Annotated in this window: 13 protein-coding genes; 4 read left to right on the top strand and 9 right to left on the bottom strand. The window is 67.8% G+C overall.

All coding sequences use genetic code 11. From position 1 onward, the window contains the following. Window positions 1–54: 54 nt before the first annotated feature. From dgoD to AC1D1S_RS04845, 4 genes are all read right to left on the bottom strand, one after another. Window positions 55–1,203 (bottom strand): galactonate dehydratase, encoded by a 1,149-nt coding sequence (gene dgoD / locus AC1D1S_RS04830; protein ID WP_243181709.1) that lies wholly within the window; start codon window positions 1,201–1,203, stop codon window positions 55–57. A gap of 7 nt (window positions 1,204–1,210) precedes the next feature. Continuing rightward, complete coding sequence (locus tag AC1D1S_RS04835; RefSeq protein WP_243181708.1) at window positions 1,211–2,104, bottom strand: carbohydrate ABC transporter permease; 894 nt, start codon at window positions 2,102–2,104, stop codon at window positions 1,211–1,213. Further along, entirely contained in the window at window positions 2,101–3,069 is a 969-nt protein-coding gene (locus AC1D1S_RS04840; RefSeq protein WP_243181707.1) for a carbohydrate ABC transporter permease, read from the bottom strand. The genes AC1D1S_RS04835 and AC1D1S_RS04840 overlap by 4 nt, the downstream gene beginning before the upstream one ends. 132 nt (window positions 3,070–3,201) lie before the next feature. Further along, entirely contained in the window at window positions 3,202–4,497 is a 1,296-nt protein-coding gene (locus tag AC1D1S_RS04845; RefSeq protein ID WP_243181706.1) for an ABC transporter substrate-binding protein, read from the bottom strand. Between the two features lie 140 nt (window positions 4,498–4,637). Here AC1D1S_RS04845 and AC1D1S_RS04850 point away from each other — a divergent pair, with 140 nt between their 5' ends. Continuing rightward, window positions 4,638–5,402: a FadR/GntR family transcriptional regulator gene (locus tag AC1D1S_RS04850; RefSeq protein WP_243181705.1), complete on the top strand. Its 765-nt coding sequence runs from the start codon at window positions 4,638–4,640 to the stop codon at window positions 5,400–5,402. Window positions 5,403–5,478: 76 nt separating this feature from the next. On the opposite strand, the gene AC1D1S_RS04855 is transcribed toward AC1D1S_RS04850, so the two are convergent. Next, window positions 5,479–6,510 carry an aldo/keto reductase gene (locus AC1D1S_RS04855; RefSeq protein ID WP_028276120.1) on the bottom strand — a complete coding sequence of 344 codons (1,032 nt, stop codon included), beginning with the start codon at window positions 6,508–6,510 and terminating at the stop codon, window positions 5,479–5,481. 19 nt (window positions 6,511–6,529) lie between these two features. Continuing rightward, window positions 6,530–7,402: an NAD-dependent epimerase/dehydratase family protein gene (locus AC1D1S_RS04860; RefSeq protein ID WP_243181704.1), complete on the bottom strand. Its 873-nt coding sequence runs from the start codon at window positions 7,400–7,402 to the stop codon at window positions 6,530–6,532. 175 nt (window positions 7,403–7,577) lie between these two features. Here AC1D1S_RS04860 and AC1D1S_RS04865 point away from each other — a divergent pair, with 175 nt between their 5' ends. Beyond that, the gene (locus AC1D1S_RS04865) at window positions 7,578–8,048 is read left to right on the top strand and encodes a universal stress protein (protein WP_230012441.1); all 471 of its coding nucleotides are present in this window, start codon (window positions 7,578–7,580) and stop codon (window positions 8,046–8,048) included. A 10-nt stretch (window positions 8,049–8,058) separates the two neighbouring features. After that, a complete protein-coding gene (locus AC1D1S_RS04870) occupies window positions 8,059–8,745 on the top strand; it encodes an SRPBCC family protein (protein ID WP_253906714.1) in 687 nt (228 codons plus the stop codon). Window positions 8,746–8,808: 63 nt separating this feature from the next. On the opposite strand, the gene AC1D1S_RS04875 is transcribed toward AC1D1S_RS04870, so the two are convergent. Both AC1D1S_RS04875 and mgtA read right to left on the bottom strand, forming a co-directional pair. Next, window positions 8,809–10,173, bottom strand: a complete 1,365-nt coding sequence (locus tag AC1D1S_RS04875; RefSeq protein ID WP_476993861.1) for a phosphoribosyltransferase family protein — start codon at window positions 10,171–10,173, stop codon at window positions 8,809–8,811. Between the two features lie 118 nt (window positions 10,174–10,291). Further along, window positions 10,292–13,027, bottom strand: coding sequence for a magnesium-translocating P-type ATPase (gene mgtA / locus AC1D1S_RS04880; protein WP_476944945.1), 2,736 nt, complete (start codon window positions 13,025–13,027; stop codon window positions 10,292–10,294). Window positions 13,028–13,270: 243 nt separating this feature from the next. Here mgtA and AC1D1S_RS04885 point away from each other — a divergent pair, with 243 nt between their 5' ends. After that, window positions 13,271–14,005, top strand: a complete 735-nt coding sequence (locus tag AC1D1S_RS04885) for a GAF and ANTAR domain-containing protein (RefSeq protein ID WP_028276114.1) — start codon at window positions 13,271–13,273, stop codon at window positions 14,003–14,005. A 25-nt stretch (window positions 14,006–14,030) separates the two neighbouring features. On the opposite strand, the gene AC1D1S_RS04890 is transcribed toward AC1D1S_RS04885, so the two are convergent. Beyond that, entirely contained in the window at window positions 14,031–14,825 is a 795-nt protein-coding gene (locus tag AC1D1S_RS04890) for an alpha/beta fold hydrolase (protein ID WP_243181700.1), read from the bottom strand. Window positions 14,826–14,858: the final 33 nt, after the last annotated feature.

Below are 14,858 nucleotides of genomic sequence, written 5' to 3' on the forward strand. Positions count from 1 at the left end.
ATACGTCGGGGCAAATACGTCGGGGCAACAGGTCCGGTCCCAGCATTCCGGCGTTCACCACTCGGCGAAGGCGCCGTCGGGGTGCCGCCAGACGGGACCGCGCCAGGCATGCCCGCGCTTGTCCGCGGCCCGGACTACGGCCTCGTCGATCTCGATGCCCAGGCCCGGGCCGGTGAGCCGTTCGATGTGTCCGTCCACGAACTTCAGCGGGGACTTGTCCACCACGTAGTCCAGGACTTCGGCGCCCTGGTTGTAGTGGATGCCGATGCTTTGCTCCTGGATCAGGAAGTTGGGCGTCGCGAAGCCCACCTGCAGGCAGGCGGCGAGCGCCAGCGGGCCCAGCGGGCAGTGCGGGGCGAGCTGGACCTCGTAGATTTCGGCGAGCGAGGCGATTTTGCGGACCTCGGTGATGCCGCCGGCGTGGGAGAGGTCCGGCTGGGCCACGGCGATGCCGGCCTGCAGCGCGGGCAGGAATTCCTGCCGGCTGTAGAGCCGCTCACCGGTGGAGACCGGCGTCGTCGTGGAGGACGTGAACTCGCGCAGCAGGTGCGTGTTTTCCGGGACCACCGGCTCTTCGAGGAAGAACGGCCGGTACGGTTCCAGCAGCGGCGCCACCCGGCGGACGTTGGCGAGGCTGAAGCGGCCGTGGAAGTCCACGGCGACGTCGCGGTGGTCGCCGAGGACCTCGCGGGCGGCGGCGACGCGGCGGACGACGCCGTCGAGCTCGGCCACGGAGGCGATGGGGCTCATCCTGCCGCTGGCGTTCATCTTGACCGCCGTCAGGCCGACCTCCAGCTGCGCGCTGATCTGGTCCGCCACCTCATTGGGCTCATCCCCGCCCACCCAGCCGTACATCCGGATCCGGTCCCGGACATGGCCGCCGAGCAGCTGGTGCACGGGCGTGTTGAAGTGCTTGCCCGCGATGTCCCAGAGCGCCTGGTCCAGGCCGGACACGGCGCTGGCCAGGATCGGCCCGCCGCGGTAGAAGGACCCCTTGGTCATGACCTGCCAGTGGTCCTCGATCCGCAGCGCATCGTTGCCTATGAGCAGCTCCGAGAGCTGGTCGACGGCGGTGCGTACGGTTTCGCTGCGGCCTTCGCAGCTCGCCTCGCCCCAGCCGACGATCCCGCTCTCGGTCTCGACCCGGACGAAGAGCCAGCGCGGCGCGACGAGGAACGTTTCAATCCTGCTGATGAGTGTCATCTGTTGCCTAGCCCTTGGTCGCGCCGGCGGTCATGCCGGAGACGATGTACTTCTGCGTGAAGAGCGCAATGATCATGATCGGAATGGTGACCACGGTGGCGGCCGCCATGAGTCCGCCCCAGTCGATGCTGGCGTAGGAGACGAAGTCGAAGATCGCGACCGGCAGGGTCTTGGTCTTGGAGCCGGAGAGCACCAGGGCGAACATGAAGTTGTTCCACGAGAAGATGAAGGACAGGATGCCGGCGGTGGCCATGCCGGCGACGGAGAGCGGCAGGGTGATGCGGCGGAAGGCGCCGATCGGGGTGAGGCCGTCCACTTGGGCCGACTCCTCCAGCTCCAGCGGCAGGGAATCGAAGTAGCTCATCATGATGTACACGATCAGCGGCAGCGCGACGAACATGTGGCTGAGGATCAGCACCTCGAAGCCGCCCACCATCTTCAGGTTGGAGAAGACGTAGTACCAGGGCACCAGCAGGGAAACGCCGGGGATGACACGGGCCATCAGGACCACAAGGGCCGAGCGGTGCATCGTGAACCGGCTCATGGCGTAGGCGGCGGGCACGCCCAGGACCAGCGACAGGGCAGTGGAGACGAAGGCCACCCAGAAGCTGTTGAAGATGAAGACGAAGTAGTTGTTCCGCTGCAGCACATTGGCGTAGTTCTCGAACGTGGGGGTGAACAGGAACGACTTGCCGGTGTCGTAGATGTCCACGTTGGTCTTGAGGGATGCCAGCAGCATCCAGAACAGCGGGGCGATCAGGAACAGCACCACGGCCACCAGTGCCGCCACGCGGAACACCTTGTACGCGCGGGTGCCCAGCGGCTTCCGGGGGCGCGGCGCGATCTTGGCCGGCACGGCGGCGACCGTTTGGGGTTCGGTGTTTTCGGACACTACGGTCATTTGCTTACCGCTTTCTTGCGCATGGTCAGCAGCCACATGGAGCCGATGATGATCATGAAGAACAGGATCAGCACCGCGGAGGAGAGCCCGTACTGGTTGTAGTCGAAGCTCAGCCCGTAGGCGTAGACGTTGAGCGTTTCCACTTCGTGGAAGGACCCGCCGCCCTTGCCCTTGGTGGCGTAGAGGATGTCGAAGGTCTTCAGGGCGTCGATGCCCCGGAGCAGGATGGCGACGATCACGGTCGGCATCATGAGGGGCAGCGTGATGAAGAAAAAGCGCTGGAAGGCGTTGGCGCCGTCCATCCGGGCCGCCTCGTCGGGTTCCTCGGAGAGCGAGGTCAGTCCGGCCAGGAGGATCAGGACCACCATGGGGGTCCACTGCCACACGTCCATGAAGATGGTGGTGCCGAGCGCCGTGTCCTGGCCGGAGAGCCAGGGCTGGCCGGGAATCCCGACCATGCCGAGCAGCTGGTTGACGAAGCCGATGTTGGGATCGAAGATCAGCCGCCACATCATGCCGACGGCCACGGGAGTGGCGACGAGCGGGAGCAGGATGGCCACGCGGACCCATTTTTCGCCGCGGAACGGGCGCCACAGCAGCAGCGCAATGCACATGCCGAGGACCACTTCGCAGACAAGTGCAACGCCGGTGAAGCTCAGCGTGCGGCCGACGGCGGGCCAGAAGCGTTCGACGTCGGAGAGGACCGTGAGGTAGTTCTGCACGCCGACAAACTCGGAGGCCGCCCGGACGGAGCCCTGTGAATCGGTCAGGCTCAGGTACAGGGTCCAGCCGAGGGGGAAGACGATCAGGACGCCGACAAAGATCATGGCGGGGGCGGCGAAGAGCCATTTGCGGTGCCGGTTGGCCCAGCCGGAGAAGTTCTCGCGTGCACCGGGGGTGCGGGCGCCCTTACGGCCGGACGGCGGCTGGGTCTGGGCGCTGCGGGGAGTGGTCAATACAGACATGGTTCACCTAAGGAGTTGGGGGTGAAGTGAAAAGCTGGCCGCGGCGGGAYGGCATCGGACCGCCGTCCCGCCGGGCTGTTTGGTGCTCAGGCGCAGTGCTCAGGCGCGAAGCCTGGCTGGCGCGCTGGGGCGTTACTTCTTTTCGCTGTCCAGGAACTTCTGGAAGGCGTCGTGCGCCGTGTCGGCTGCGGCGGACGAGTCAGAGCCGGTGATGGTGGCGACGATCGGGCCGCCCACGATTTCGCGGGCCTTGCCTACGGTGACAACCTGGGGACGGTCGTGCCCGACGCCGTTCTTGGCGCTGGCGGAGATGGCCTCGGCGAGGTCCTTCGGGTAGGTGGAGGTGCCGGCCTGGTCAGCCCAGACCGACGCGCGGGGTCCGGGGACTCCGGCCTTCTGTGCCTCGAGGGTGCGTTCCTTGCTGGTGGCCCACTGGATGAACTTCCAGGCGTTGTCCTGGTTGCTGGATGCCTGGTTGATGGCGAGGCCCCAGGACGGGATGTTGTACGGCTTCGAACCGGCGGGGCCGGCGGGCAGTGCGGCGAAGCCGACGGTGTCGGCGACCTTGGACTTGGCCGGGTCGGTGGCGTTCTTGTAGAGCGAGTCGGCCTCCGTGTAGAAGGCGGCCTTGCCCTGGGTGAAGATCGCCATTGCCTCGGGCCAGCTCATGTCGGTGCTGACGTTGTCGGGGCCATAGTTCTTGATCAGGCCGCCGTAGAACGCGTAGGCCTTCTTCGCGGCGTCGGAGTTGACGGCGGACTTGCCGCTGGCGTCGGTGAAGTCGCCGCCGAAGCTGTACAGGAAGCTGGAGAACTGGGTGACGGCGGCGGACTTGCCGGTGCGGGCCACGAAGCCGGCCGTGCCCGGGGAGGCAGCCTTGATGGCCTTGGCCGCGGCCTCGAGCTCGTCCATCGTCTTGGGAACCTCCAGGCCGGCGGCCTTCAGCAGGTCCTTGCGGTAGTAGAGGACTTCGCGCTCGGTGATGATCGGGACGCCGACCACCTTGCCGTCAGCGGTGGTGGCCTTGACCGGGCCCTCCTGGTAGTCCTTCCAGTCCCACGCGGCGTCCGAGGAGACCTTGGACGTCAGGTCCGCGAGGTAGCCGTTCTTCGCGAACGCCTTTCCTTCCTGGAGCGGGCGGTACATCATGACGTCGATCTCGTCGCTGCCGGCGTTGAGCTTGACGTTGTACTGGTCCGAGAGCTGGTCTTCGCCCAGCTGGGTCAGTTCGACCTTGAGTCCGCTGGACTTCTCGAATTCCGGAATGGCTGCCTTGATGCCCTCGGTCCAGACGTGGTTGGCGAGGGTGACCCGGACGGTGCCGGAGGTCTTGGCGTCGGCGCTGCCGCTGGCCCCGCCGCAGGCGGTCAGGCCCAGGGACAGGACGGCGGCGACGGCCGCGTACTTCGCAATTGAACGTCGCTTCATTACGACTTCCTTTGGTTTTCAGGGCTGGGCGTCTCTGTCCAGCCGGCTGCAAATGCATCTTTACATCTGCTCTGGAAGTGATCTTAGGTAAATAAAGCAGATTTATACAAGACCTTGTGGGCCGCCAGTATGATTTATTTATGAAAACTCCAAAGGCGGAGCCAACAGCAGACCTGCATGCCGTGCTGCTCCAGAACCTGGGGCTTGCCATCGCCGAAGGGACGCTGGCACCGCACTCGATCCTGCGCCTGGACGAGATCGAGGCCCGGCACAACGTCTCCCGGTCCGTGGTGCGGGAAGCCACCCGCGTGCTGTCCTCCAAGGGGATGCTGGAGTCGCGGCGGCGGCTGGGGACGGTGGTGCAGCCGGAGGAATCGTGGAACGCGTACGACCCGCAGGTAATCCGCTGGCGGCTGGCCTCGTCAAAGCGGCTGGAGCAGCTGCAGGCCCTGAACGAGCTCCGCGGGGCAATCGAACCGGCGGCCGCCCGGCTCGCTGCCGGGAGGGCTTCCTGGGATGCCGGGAGCGACCTCGTCTCGCTGGCCGCACGGCTGTGGGCATCCGGCCAGCGCGGAGACCGGGACGAGTTCCTGCGGCTCGACATCGAATTCCACGCGTCGGTACTCCGGGCCTCCGGCAACGCCATGTTCGCCCAGCTGCATAACCTGGTGACCGAGGTGCTGACCGGGCGCACCCAGCACGGACTCATGCCGCACTTGCCACACCACGAGGCCCTGCAGCTGCACGTCGATGTGGCCAGCGCCATTCAGCGCGGCGAGGCGGACGCCGCGCACGCCGCCATGAGCAGGATCGTGGAGCAGTCCACGGAGGAAATGGGCGACATCTGGTCCAGCTATCATGCCGGCGGCCCCGCCTCCCCCGAAGGGCAGCGCTTCCCCGAATGACAACGCGGGGACACTTCCGGCCCATCCCCGGACCGGCGCTAAGTGACCCCGCGTTGCCTTGTTAGCCCGTTGCCTGTTAGCGGCCGCCCTCGAGCTTCCGGCTGCGCTGTTCCTGGGCCATCGGCCCGTACGGATAGACGCCGACGCGCGGCCGGCTGGCCTCGGTCAGCCGCTCCGTCTCCTCCGCGGTGAGCCGCAGATCCGCGGCTGCGAGATTGTCCGCCAGCTGCGCGGTGGTGCGGGCGCCCAGGATCACCGAGGTGACCGCCGGCCGGTCCGCCAGCCAGGCCAGCGCCACCTGGGAGGGGCTCACGCCGTGGCGTCCGGCGGTCTGCTCCACCTCGGCAATCACGTCCCAGGTGCGCGGATCGGCGTTGCGGGCCTCCCAGGCCTCCATCCCCCGCTTCGGGTTTTCGCCCAGACGGGTGGCCCCGGCCGGCGGCTGGTCGCGCTTGTATTTGCCGGACAGCCACCCGCCGCCCAGCGGCGACCATGGCAGGAGCCCGATCCCGGCGTCGAGTGCGGCCGGCACAATTTCCGACTCGATCTCACGGACCAGCAGGCTGTACTGCGGCTGCAGCGTCACCGGGGCGCTCCAGCCATGGGCCTTCGCCACATGGACGGCCTTGGTCAACTGCCAGCCCAGGAAGTTGGAGAAGCCGTAGTAGGCGATTTTGCCGCTGGTGACGGCGTCGTGCAGGAACCGGAGGGTCTCCTCGAGGGGCGTGACAGGATCCCAGGCGTGCAGCTGGTAGAGATCGATCTGTTCTACGCCGAGCCGGCGCAGCGAGTCATCGAGTGCCCGGACCAGGTGCCGTCGGGAGGTTCCGACGTCGTTGGGGGCCTGGCCCATCGGGAAGCGGCCCTTCGTGGCCACCACCGCCCGGTCCCGGACCTCGGCCCGGTCCGCCAGCCACCGGCCGATGATTTCCTCCGACACCCCCGAGCTGTAGACGTCGGCGGTGTCGATGAAGTTGCCGCCCGCCGCGAAGTAGTCATCCAGGATCGCGCGGGATTGCTCCTCGGTGGCCTCGGCGCCAAAAGTCATGGTGCCCAGCGCATAGTTGGAGACGACGGCGCCGCTGTTGCCCAGGGTGCGGTATTGCATGGAGCTCCTCAAGTTGGGGTCAGTCTTCCGTGGGGGTGGTGCGCAGCGGGTGGTAGTTCCGCCAGGTGTGCTCCGGCGCGTAGCCCAGCAGCCGCTTGGCCTTGTCGATCGACAGCATGGTCTCGTGCTCGGCCAGGTCCTTGACCACTTTGACGTTCGGGAACACCTCGGCGGCCAGGCTTGCGCTGGAGCGGCTCATCACCGTGTCCTCGTTGGCGATGATGAACGCCTCGAACCCGGGCTTGCCGTGCTCCAGGGCGCGGGCCACGGCCTGGGCGCCGTCCCGGCCGTCAATGTAGCCCCAGAGATTCCATTTGCGCGCCCGCGCGTCGTGGTCGAAGGAGGGGAATTCCTCATAGTCCTCCGGGTCCATCACATTGGAGAACCGCAGGCCGGTGATGCTCAAGGCCGGGTCCCAGCGGGTCAGCTGGATGGCCATCTGCTCCTCAAGATGTTTGACCAGGGAGTACGTGCTTTCCGGCCGGGCGGGGTAGTCCTCATCGACCGGGATGTAGGGAGGGTCGACGTCGAAAGGCAGCCCCAGCACCGTCTCACTGGACGCGTAGACGATTTTCTTGATCCCGGCCCGCCGGGCAGCCTGGAACACGTTGTAGGTGGACTGCATGTTGTTCTCGAAGGTGGCGGCATCCGGGGCATGGCCCGGGGCAGGAATCGCGGCCAGGTGCACCACGGCGTCAAAGCCGGCATGGCGGTCCTCCAGGCCGAGGAACACGTCCACCACCTGGCCGTAGTTGCGCAGGTCCACCTCCGTGAAGCCGCGGCCGCGCACACCGGTGCGGTCCAGGTTGGTCACCTCGTGCCCGTCATCGCTGAGCCGCCGCACGACGTTTCGGCCCAGCTTTCCGCTTCCTCCGGTAACAGCAACTTTCATCAGGAACTCCTCGGGTGGCAGGCTCGGCTGGACGTCATGGTCCGGCCAATGGGGCCGGCACCTGCTCCGGTGCCGGCAATCACCGTTCCACCCTAAGCGGAGGCGGCCGCGGTGCCCAGCCCCGCGTGACTTTCGGCCCTAGGCAGTCCCGGGGGCAGGGGCAAGGCTGGGGACCATGAACGGTGATCAGCGCATTGTCGTGGGTGTGGACGGTTCGGAGTTTTCGACGACGGCGCTCCGCCTCGCCGGGCGCATGTCCACCGCTTTGAACATCCCGTTGGAAGTCATCACCTGCCTGGGAACTTCTGATTTCTTCCTGGCCTCCCACCTGCCCGAGGACAGAACGCCCACCCTCGATGAGCTGGAGGAGACCGCCGAACGCCTCGTGGACCAGGCACTGGAGCGGGCCTTCGGCGAATCGCGTCCGGAAGGACTTAACCGCTCGGTCAAGTTCGGGGCGCCCGCCAAGGTCCTCGTCGAGGAAAGCCAGCACGCCGAAATGCTCGTGGTGGGCCGGCGCGGCAAGGGCGGCTTCCTCCATCAGGTCATGGGCTCGGTGAGCGCGGCCGTCGCGGCCCACTCCCACTGCCCGGTGGTGGTGGTCGGGCCGGAATCGGACGACCCCAGGGGCCGGACCAGCGCATGAGGTCCCTCGCGTGAGCGGTCAGCACGTCCCCGGCCGGTTGCGCGGACCGCTCGCGGCGCTGGCCGCGGCATCGGCGGGCGCAGCCTACGTCCTGGCTGTCCGGCCGCGGCTCCTGCGCTGGGGGGCCACCACCCAGGAGGCCGCCGGCCCGCTCGCCGGGGACGAGATCGTGCCCGCCCCGCGCATGCAAAGCACCCGCGCGATCACTATTGCGGCCCCCGTGGCAGAGGTCTGGCCGTGGCTTGTCCAGATGGGCGCCGGGCGGGGCGGCTTCTACTCCTACGACTGGCTCGAACGCGGCGCGGGTCTGGGCATCCGGAGTGCGGACCGGATTCTCCCGGAGCTGCAGCGCCTGAAAGTTGGCGACGTCGTTCCGCTGTCACCCGACGGCGGCCTTCCGGTCCGGCTCATCCAGTCCGGGGCGGCGCTGGGGCTGGGCGGAACCATCGATCTGCGCACGGGGAGGATGTCGCCGGCAGGGGTCCGTCCCACCGGGCGCCGGCTGGACGTCGGCTGGACGTTCGTGTTGCGACCTGCCGGGCCCCAGGCCACCAGGCTGCTGTCCCGCACCCGCTACGACTTTTCGCCCCTGGCGGAGGGTCTGGCCCTGCGTGCACTGCTGGAACCGGTGCAGTTCCTGATGGAACGGCGGATGCTCCTGGGGATCCGGTCCAGGGCAGAGGGCCGCCGGAGCTAGGGTCCGCGGACTTCGTTGTCCCGGCCTTCCCCGGTTCTGGTCCCCTCAGACACCCGCGCCCCCTCAGACGCCCGCGGCCCGCGCGCCGGCACCGTTCGGCGGCAGCAGGTAGTCGATAAACCAGTCCCGCGCCAGGATGGCCGCCGCCGCGAGCGTGCCCGGTTCTTCAAACAAGTGCGTTGCCCCCTGCACGACGGCGAGCTGGCTGGGACTGCGCATCATCGCCTTCGCCCGGCGGTTCAGTTCCAGGACCTCGTGGTCCAGGCTCCCCACAATCAGGAGCGTGGGCGCCTTGACGGCGGACAACCGCGGGCCGGCGAGGTCGGGGCGGCCGCCGCGGGACACGACAGCCGCGATCCGCGCCGACGGCTCCGACGCCGCCCACAGCGCAGCCCCGGCTCCCGTGCTCGCACCGAAGTACCCCAGAGCGCAGGAGGCCGTGTCCGCCCGGGTGGAAAGCCAGTCCGTGGCCGAGGACAGCCTGCGGGCCAGGAGTTCGATGTCAAAGACGTTGGCGCGGTGGCGCTCCTCCGCCGGCGTCAGCAGGTCCAGCAGCAGCGTGCCGAGACCGGCCTGCTGCAGGACGCCGGCCACGTACCGGTTCCGGGGGCTGTGGCGGCTGCTGCCGCTGCCATGGGCGAACAGCACCACGGCGCTGGCCGGCACCGGAAGGTGCAGCTGGGCCTGGAGCCGCACCCCGCGGGACGGGATCTCCACTTCCTCGTCGACGTCGGCGGCGTTGTCGGCGCGGGTCGCCGTCGAGGTCCAGAAAGGCGGCGGTGCGGCCTCGACGCGTTTGGCCGCAAGATCGAGCAGGCGCAGCACCTCGTCGTCGTCAGTCGGCGAGAAGTCCCGGTAGTGGTATCCGACGGCGGTGAACTGGCGCGGCGTCGCCAGGCAGACCACCTCGTCCGGTTCCGTCAGGTCGGCGAGGGTCTCGGCGGGGGCAACCGGAACGGCCAGGATCACGCGGGCCGCACCCTGTTTGCGGACGACCCGGCAGGCCACGCGGGCGGTGGAGCCGGTGGCGATCCCGTCGTCGACGATCACCGCGATGCGTCCGGTCAGGTCGTGCCGGGTCCGGCCCTTCCTGAACAGGACCACCCGGTTTTCCAGCACGCCGCGTTCGCGTTCTTCGACAGCCTGGAGTTCCTCACCGCTGACCCGCGCATGGGCCAGGACCTCCTCGTCCAGGACTTTGGCGCCGCCTTCACCGATTGCCCCCATGGCGAGCTCGGGCTGGTAGGGAAGCCCAAGTTTCCGCACCACAATCACGTCCAGGGGAGCATCCAGGGCGGCGGCGACTTCGAAGGCCACGGGCACGCCGCCGCGCGGCAGGCCCAGGACCACAATGTCCTGGCCACGCAATTCCGCCAGACGCCTGCCGAGCTGCCTGCCGGCGTCGACCCTGTCTTCAAAGATGCTCATGGGCTATGGCTTTCAAGTCGAAGCGTGGGCCATCGGCCATCAGTCGTGTGCTGCTGAAACTGGTGCGCTCCTACGGGTTCCCCTAACCCGAACAGGACCAGGTGGCCGCTGCCTCCAACTATCCGCCCGCGCCCGAAACCCTGTGAGGGCCTTTGTGCCCGAGTTTGCGTCGACGGCGCCAGCCCGGCCCACGGTGGACGAGCAGCGGCCTGGCCGCCGGGATGCTGAAGCGGGCGGCCCGGCGGGCAATGCGGTGGGTCTGGCCGCGGTGCCGGAGCGCCGCCGGCCCGCGTGAGACAGGCTGCTGGGCGGCCCGGGAGTAGAACCAGACTTTCGCTATTTCCACCAGCACCAGGTACACCACTGCCATCCCGAGCAAGGCGAGGAAGAACGGCACAGGCAGCGGATCGAAGCCCAGCACGCCGGCCAGGGGCGAGAACGGCAGGTATACCCCGAGGGCCACCACGCCCAGGGAGGCCCCGACCAGGCCCAGCGACGGCCTGCTCCGGAAGAAGGGCACGCGCCGGGTCCTGATGACGAAGATGATCAGCGTCTGCGTCACGATGGACTCGATGAACCAGCCGGCCCGGAATTCGCCCGGAACCGCGTCGAAGACGAAAAGCATGAGGGCGAAGGTCGCGAAGTCGAAGATGGAGCTGATGGGGCCAAACAGGAACATGAAACGCCGGATGAAGCCGATGTCCCAGTGCGATGGGGCCACCAGCTGTTCCTTGTCCACCCGGTCGCCCGGAATGGCCAGCTGGCCGGCATCGTAGAGCAGGTTGTTGAGCAGAATCTGGCCCGGCAGCATCGGCAGGAAACTCAACACCACGGAGGCCGTGGCCGCGCTGAACATGTTGCCGAAGTTGCTGGACGTGCCCATGAGAACGTACTTGATGGTGTTGGCGAAGATCCGCCGGCCTTCCATGACGCCCTCGGCCAACACCCCCAGGTCTTTGTCGAGCAGCACGACGTCGGCGGCGTCCTTGGCGACGTCGGTGGCGCTGTCGACCGAGATGCCGATGTCCGCGGCATGCAGTGCAAGGGCGTCGTTGACGCCGTCGCCCATGAACCCGACGGCGCCGCCGCTTAGCCGCAGCAGCCGGATGATCCGAGCCTTCTGTTCCGGCGACACGCGGGCGAAGATGCTCGCCTCCCGTGCGGCGGCGGCCAGCTCCGGATCGGACATGGCCTCCACGGCAGCGCCGCTGAGCGTCCCGCCGGAGAGCACGCCGAGTTCGTCACAGACCTTTTCGGCGACCCTGGCGTTGTCGCCGGTGGCGATCTTGACCGTAATGCCGAGCGCTTCGAGCTGGTCAAGGGAGGCCCGTGCATTGGCTTTGGGCCGGTCCAGGAAGATGAGGAAACCGGCAAGGACCAGATCCTTCTCGTCGGGCGGCGTCAGGTCCTCCAGGCCGCCCGCGGGTCGCGTTCCGACAGCCACCACCCGGGATCCGGCGTCGAACTGCTTGTCCAGCATCGCCTGCACGTCCGCCGGCGTGCCCACGCAGAGGGCCAGGACATCTTCCGGCGAGCCTTTTGTGATGATGCGGGCAGGTCCGTTCGCTTCGCGCACCAGCACGCTGGTCCGGCGGCGCTGGTGGTCGAAGTCTATGACGTCCAGCCGTTCGTAGCGCTCCGGCCGGAAGCCCGCCGCGTCGGGTGATTCCCAGAGTGCGGCATCCAAGGGGTTCAGGCCAACCGTAGAGAGCCTCGCCTCGGCGTATTCGGCCTCTGTCGCCAGCAGTCCGAGCGTGAGCAGCTCAGCGGGCTCGATGCCCGCGCCGACGGGCAGCGCGGCGGTGAAGCTGATCCGGCCCTCGGTCAGCGTCCCGGTCTTATCCGTGACCAGGATGTCCATGTCGCCCAGGTCCTCGATGCAGACCAGGCGTTTCACCAGGACCTTGCGCCGGGCCAGTTGCCGGGTGCCCGTGGCCAGGCTGGTGCTGACCACCGCGGGCAGCAGCTGCGGAGTGATGCCGACCGCGATCGCCAGGGAGAACAGCAGGGATTCGATCACGGGCCGGTGCAGCAGCAGGTTTGCGACGAAGATGAGCGAGCTCAGTCCGATGGCCACCTGCAGCAGCAGGAAGGAGAACCGTTTGAGGCCCAGCTGGAACTCGGTCTGCGGCTGCCGTTCGCCCAGGCCCAGTGCAATCCGGCCGAATTCCGCCCGGCCTCCGGTGGCGACCACCACCGCCGTGCAGCTGCCGGACTGGAGCACGGTCCCCATGAAGACGCAGCTGGTCAGGTCCGCCAGCGGGGCATCCTGCGGCACGGGCGCAGGATCCTTGGCGACCGGCAGCGATTCCCCGGTCAGGATGCTTTCATCACACAGGAGATCTTTGGCCGTCAGCACCCGCATGTCCGCCGGAATGATCGCGCCGATCCCCAGGTGGACGACGTCGCCGGGCACCAGCGCGGTGACGTCGATTTCGCCCGGACTTCCGTCGCGGACGACGACGGCGCGGTGCGTGACGCGGGAATGCAAGGCCTCCGCAGCGCGTTCGGCCCGGTATTCGTTGCTGAACCCCAGCCCGACGCTGACCAACAGGATCACGCCGATGACGATCGCGTTCGTGGCGTCCCCGAGAAACAGTGAAAGCCCGGCGGTGATGAGCAGGAGGAGCAGGATGGGGCTGGCCAGCTGCCGGCCCAGCACCGACCACCCGCTGGCCATGTGGGTCCGCACCGCATTCGGCCCTATTTCCGTCAGGCGCCTGCCCGCTTCGGCACCCGTCAGTCCGTTCCCGCCCGAGCCCAGCTCGTCCAACACGGCGGCAACGGGCCGGCCCGCGGCGCGGGCGATCGCCAGCGGGGCGGAGGGTGAGTCCTTGACGTCCAGCTCTGGCATACGGAATCCGTTCGCGACATTTCGCCTAAGGCACAGCTTATGCCCGGGACGAACGGTTCAGGAGCCGTCGGGTCCGGAGCCCGTGTGGAACCTGCGTTTCCCGGATGTATATACTCTCCCGGTACGGTTTTGCAGCGAGCCGTTGGATTGTTCTTCGATCCGGCCGCTGCCGTATCCGCCCCTTGCCGCGGTGGGAAGCACAGCCGGGTCGTCTTGACCTGAGTGAAACGGCACAACAGATAAGTGGTCAGCGAGTCAACCGCAAATTCAATAAACCAGCAGCTGCATGAACTGGTGCTCAGCAGCTCCGACGTCGAGGATTTCCTCTGGGAGCTGGCCCGCGTATCCGCGCGCAGCCTGTCCGAGCCAGGGGACGAGATCCTGTGCGGCATCACGCTCCTTCGGGAAAAGAAGGCGGCCACCGTCGCGAGCAGCAGCCCCGCCGCGCAGGCCATGGACGAAATCCAGTACACCTTCGGTGACGGCCCTTGCATGACGGCTTCCCGGGAACAGGTAACCGTCCACGTTGAGGACCTTGAACTCGATGGCCGTTGGCCGGAGTACGCCGCGGCGGTGCGGGGGCACGGCTTCCGGTCGATCCTGGCGCTGCCGTTCCTGCTGGAAGGCGAGACCCGGGCCGCCCTGAACCTCTATTCGCACCGGCCGGGCCGGTTCGATCACCGCGCCACGGAGCTGGCCCGTGACTTCGTCCACCAGACCTCCATGGCCCTGCGCCTCGCCGTCCGGTTCGCGCACAGCAGCGATACAGCCGCCAACCTCAAGGCCACCCTGGAGACGCGGACCGTGATCGACGTCGCCGTCGGCATCATCATGGCGCAGAACCGCTGCAGCCAGGACGAGGCGTTCGAGCTCCTGAAGTCGGCCTCGAGCGCCCGGAACATCAAGCTCCACGCCGTCGCGGCCGGCGTGGTTGAGTCACTCGGGCAGGGCCCCACCCGGACCCACTTCGACGTCTAACCCCGGCCCCGGGCAGCCAGTGCGGTCAGGCCGGGCTTCCGGGCAGCGGCTCGCCCGCCGCCGCGCCAAGGCCCGTGAACGCCAGAATGCCGTCCCGCACTTCGAGTGCCCGGTTGTGCTGGACGACGTGACCGGTTCCCTGCACTTCCAGCAGCCGCCCGCGGCTGGCGAGCCCGGCCAGCCGGCGGCACCAGTCTGCATCCGCGATGGGGTCGTTGGCGCCGCGCACCACGAGGACCGGTGCGCTGACGCCGGCGATCTTCTGTTCCATGGGGTACTCCTTCATGACCTGCAGGGTCTTCAAGTACCAGGAGGGACCGCAACGCAGGTAGTCGGTGAAAACCAAGGCGTTCGAGGAGGGGCTCTCGTAGAACAGGCAGTCACGGCCCAGCGCCAGGGCCATCTGTGCCACGGATCCGTGCCTGGGGTCCACCACGGGACCCATCAGCACCACATTCGAGATCTGTTCCGGCTGCTGAAGGGCCGCCTCCAGGGCCATCTGTGTTCCCATTGAGTGCCCCACCAGCACTATTTCCGCAACGCCCAGCTGTTCCATGGCGCCGAGGATGTAACGGGCGTGGTCGGCAATGGACAGCTGGTACGCGGGCTTGGGTGTGGCGCCGAATCCCGGCAGGTCGATGGAGTAGGTCTCCATCGACCCGGCCAGGAGCCGGTGCAGCCGGCGCAGGTAGCGGTGTGACGCGCCGATTCCGTGGATGAGCACGACGGCGGGCGCGGACCCGCCGGCCATTTCGCGCGAGGCGAAGACGTGGCCGGCGTGGCCCGCGGCTGAAATCTCCAGGCGGACCGGACCGGTCATGCTGTGAACGACCGCGGCGGGGAGCACGGGTAC

This window comes from Arthrobacter sp. P1_A5 (genome assembly GCF_056406825.1).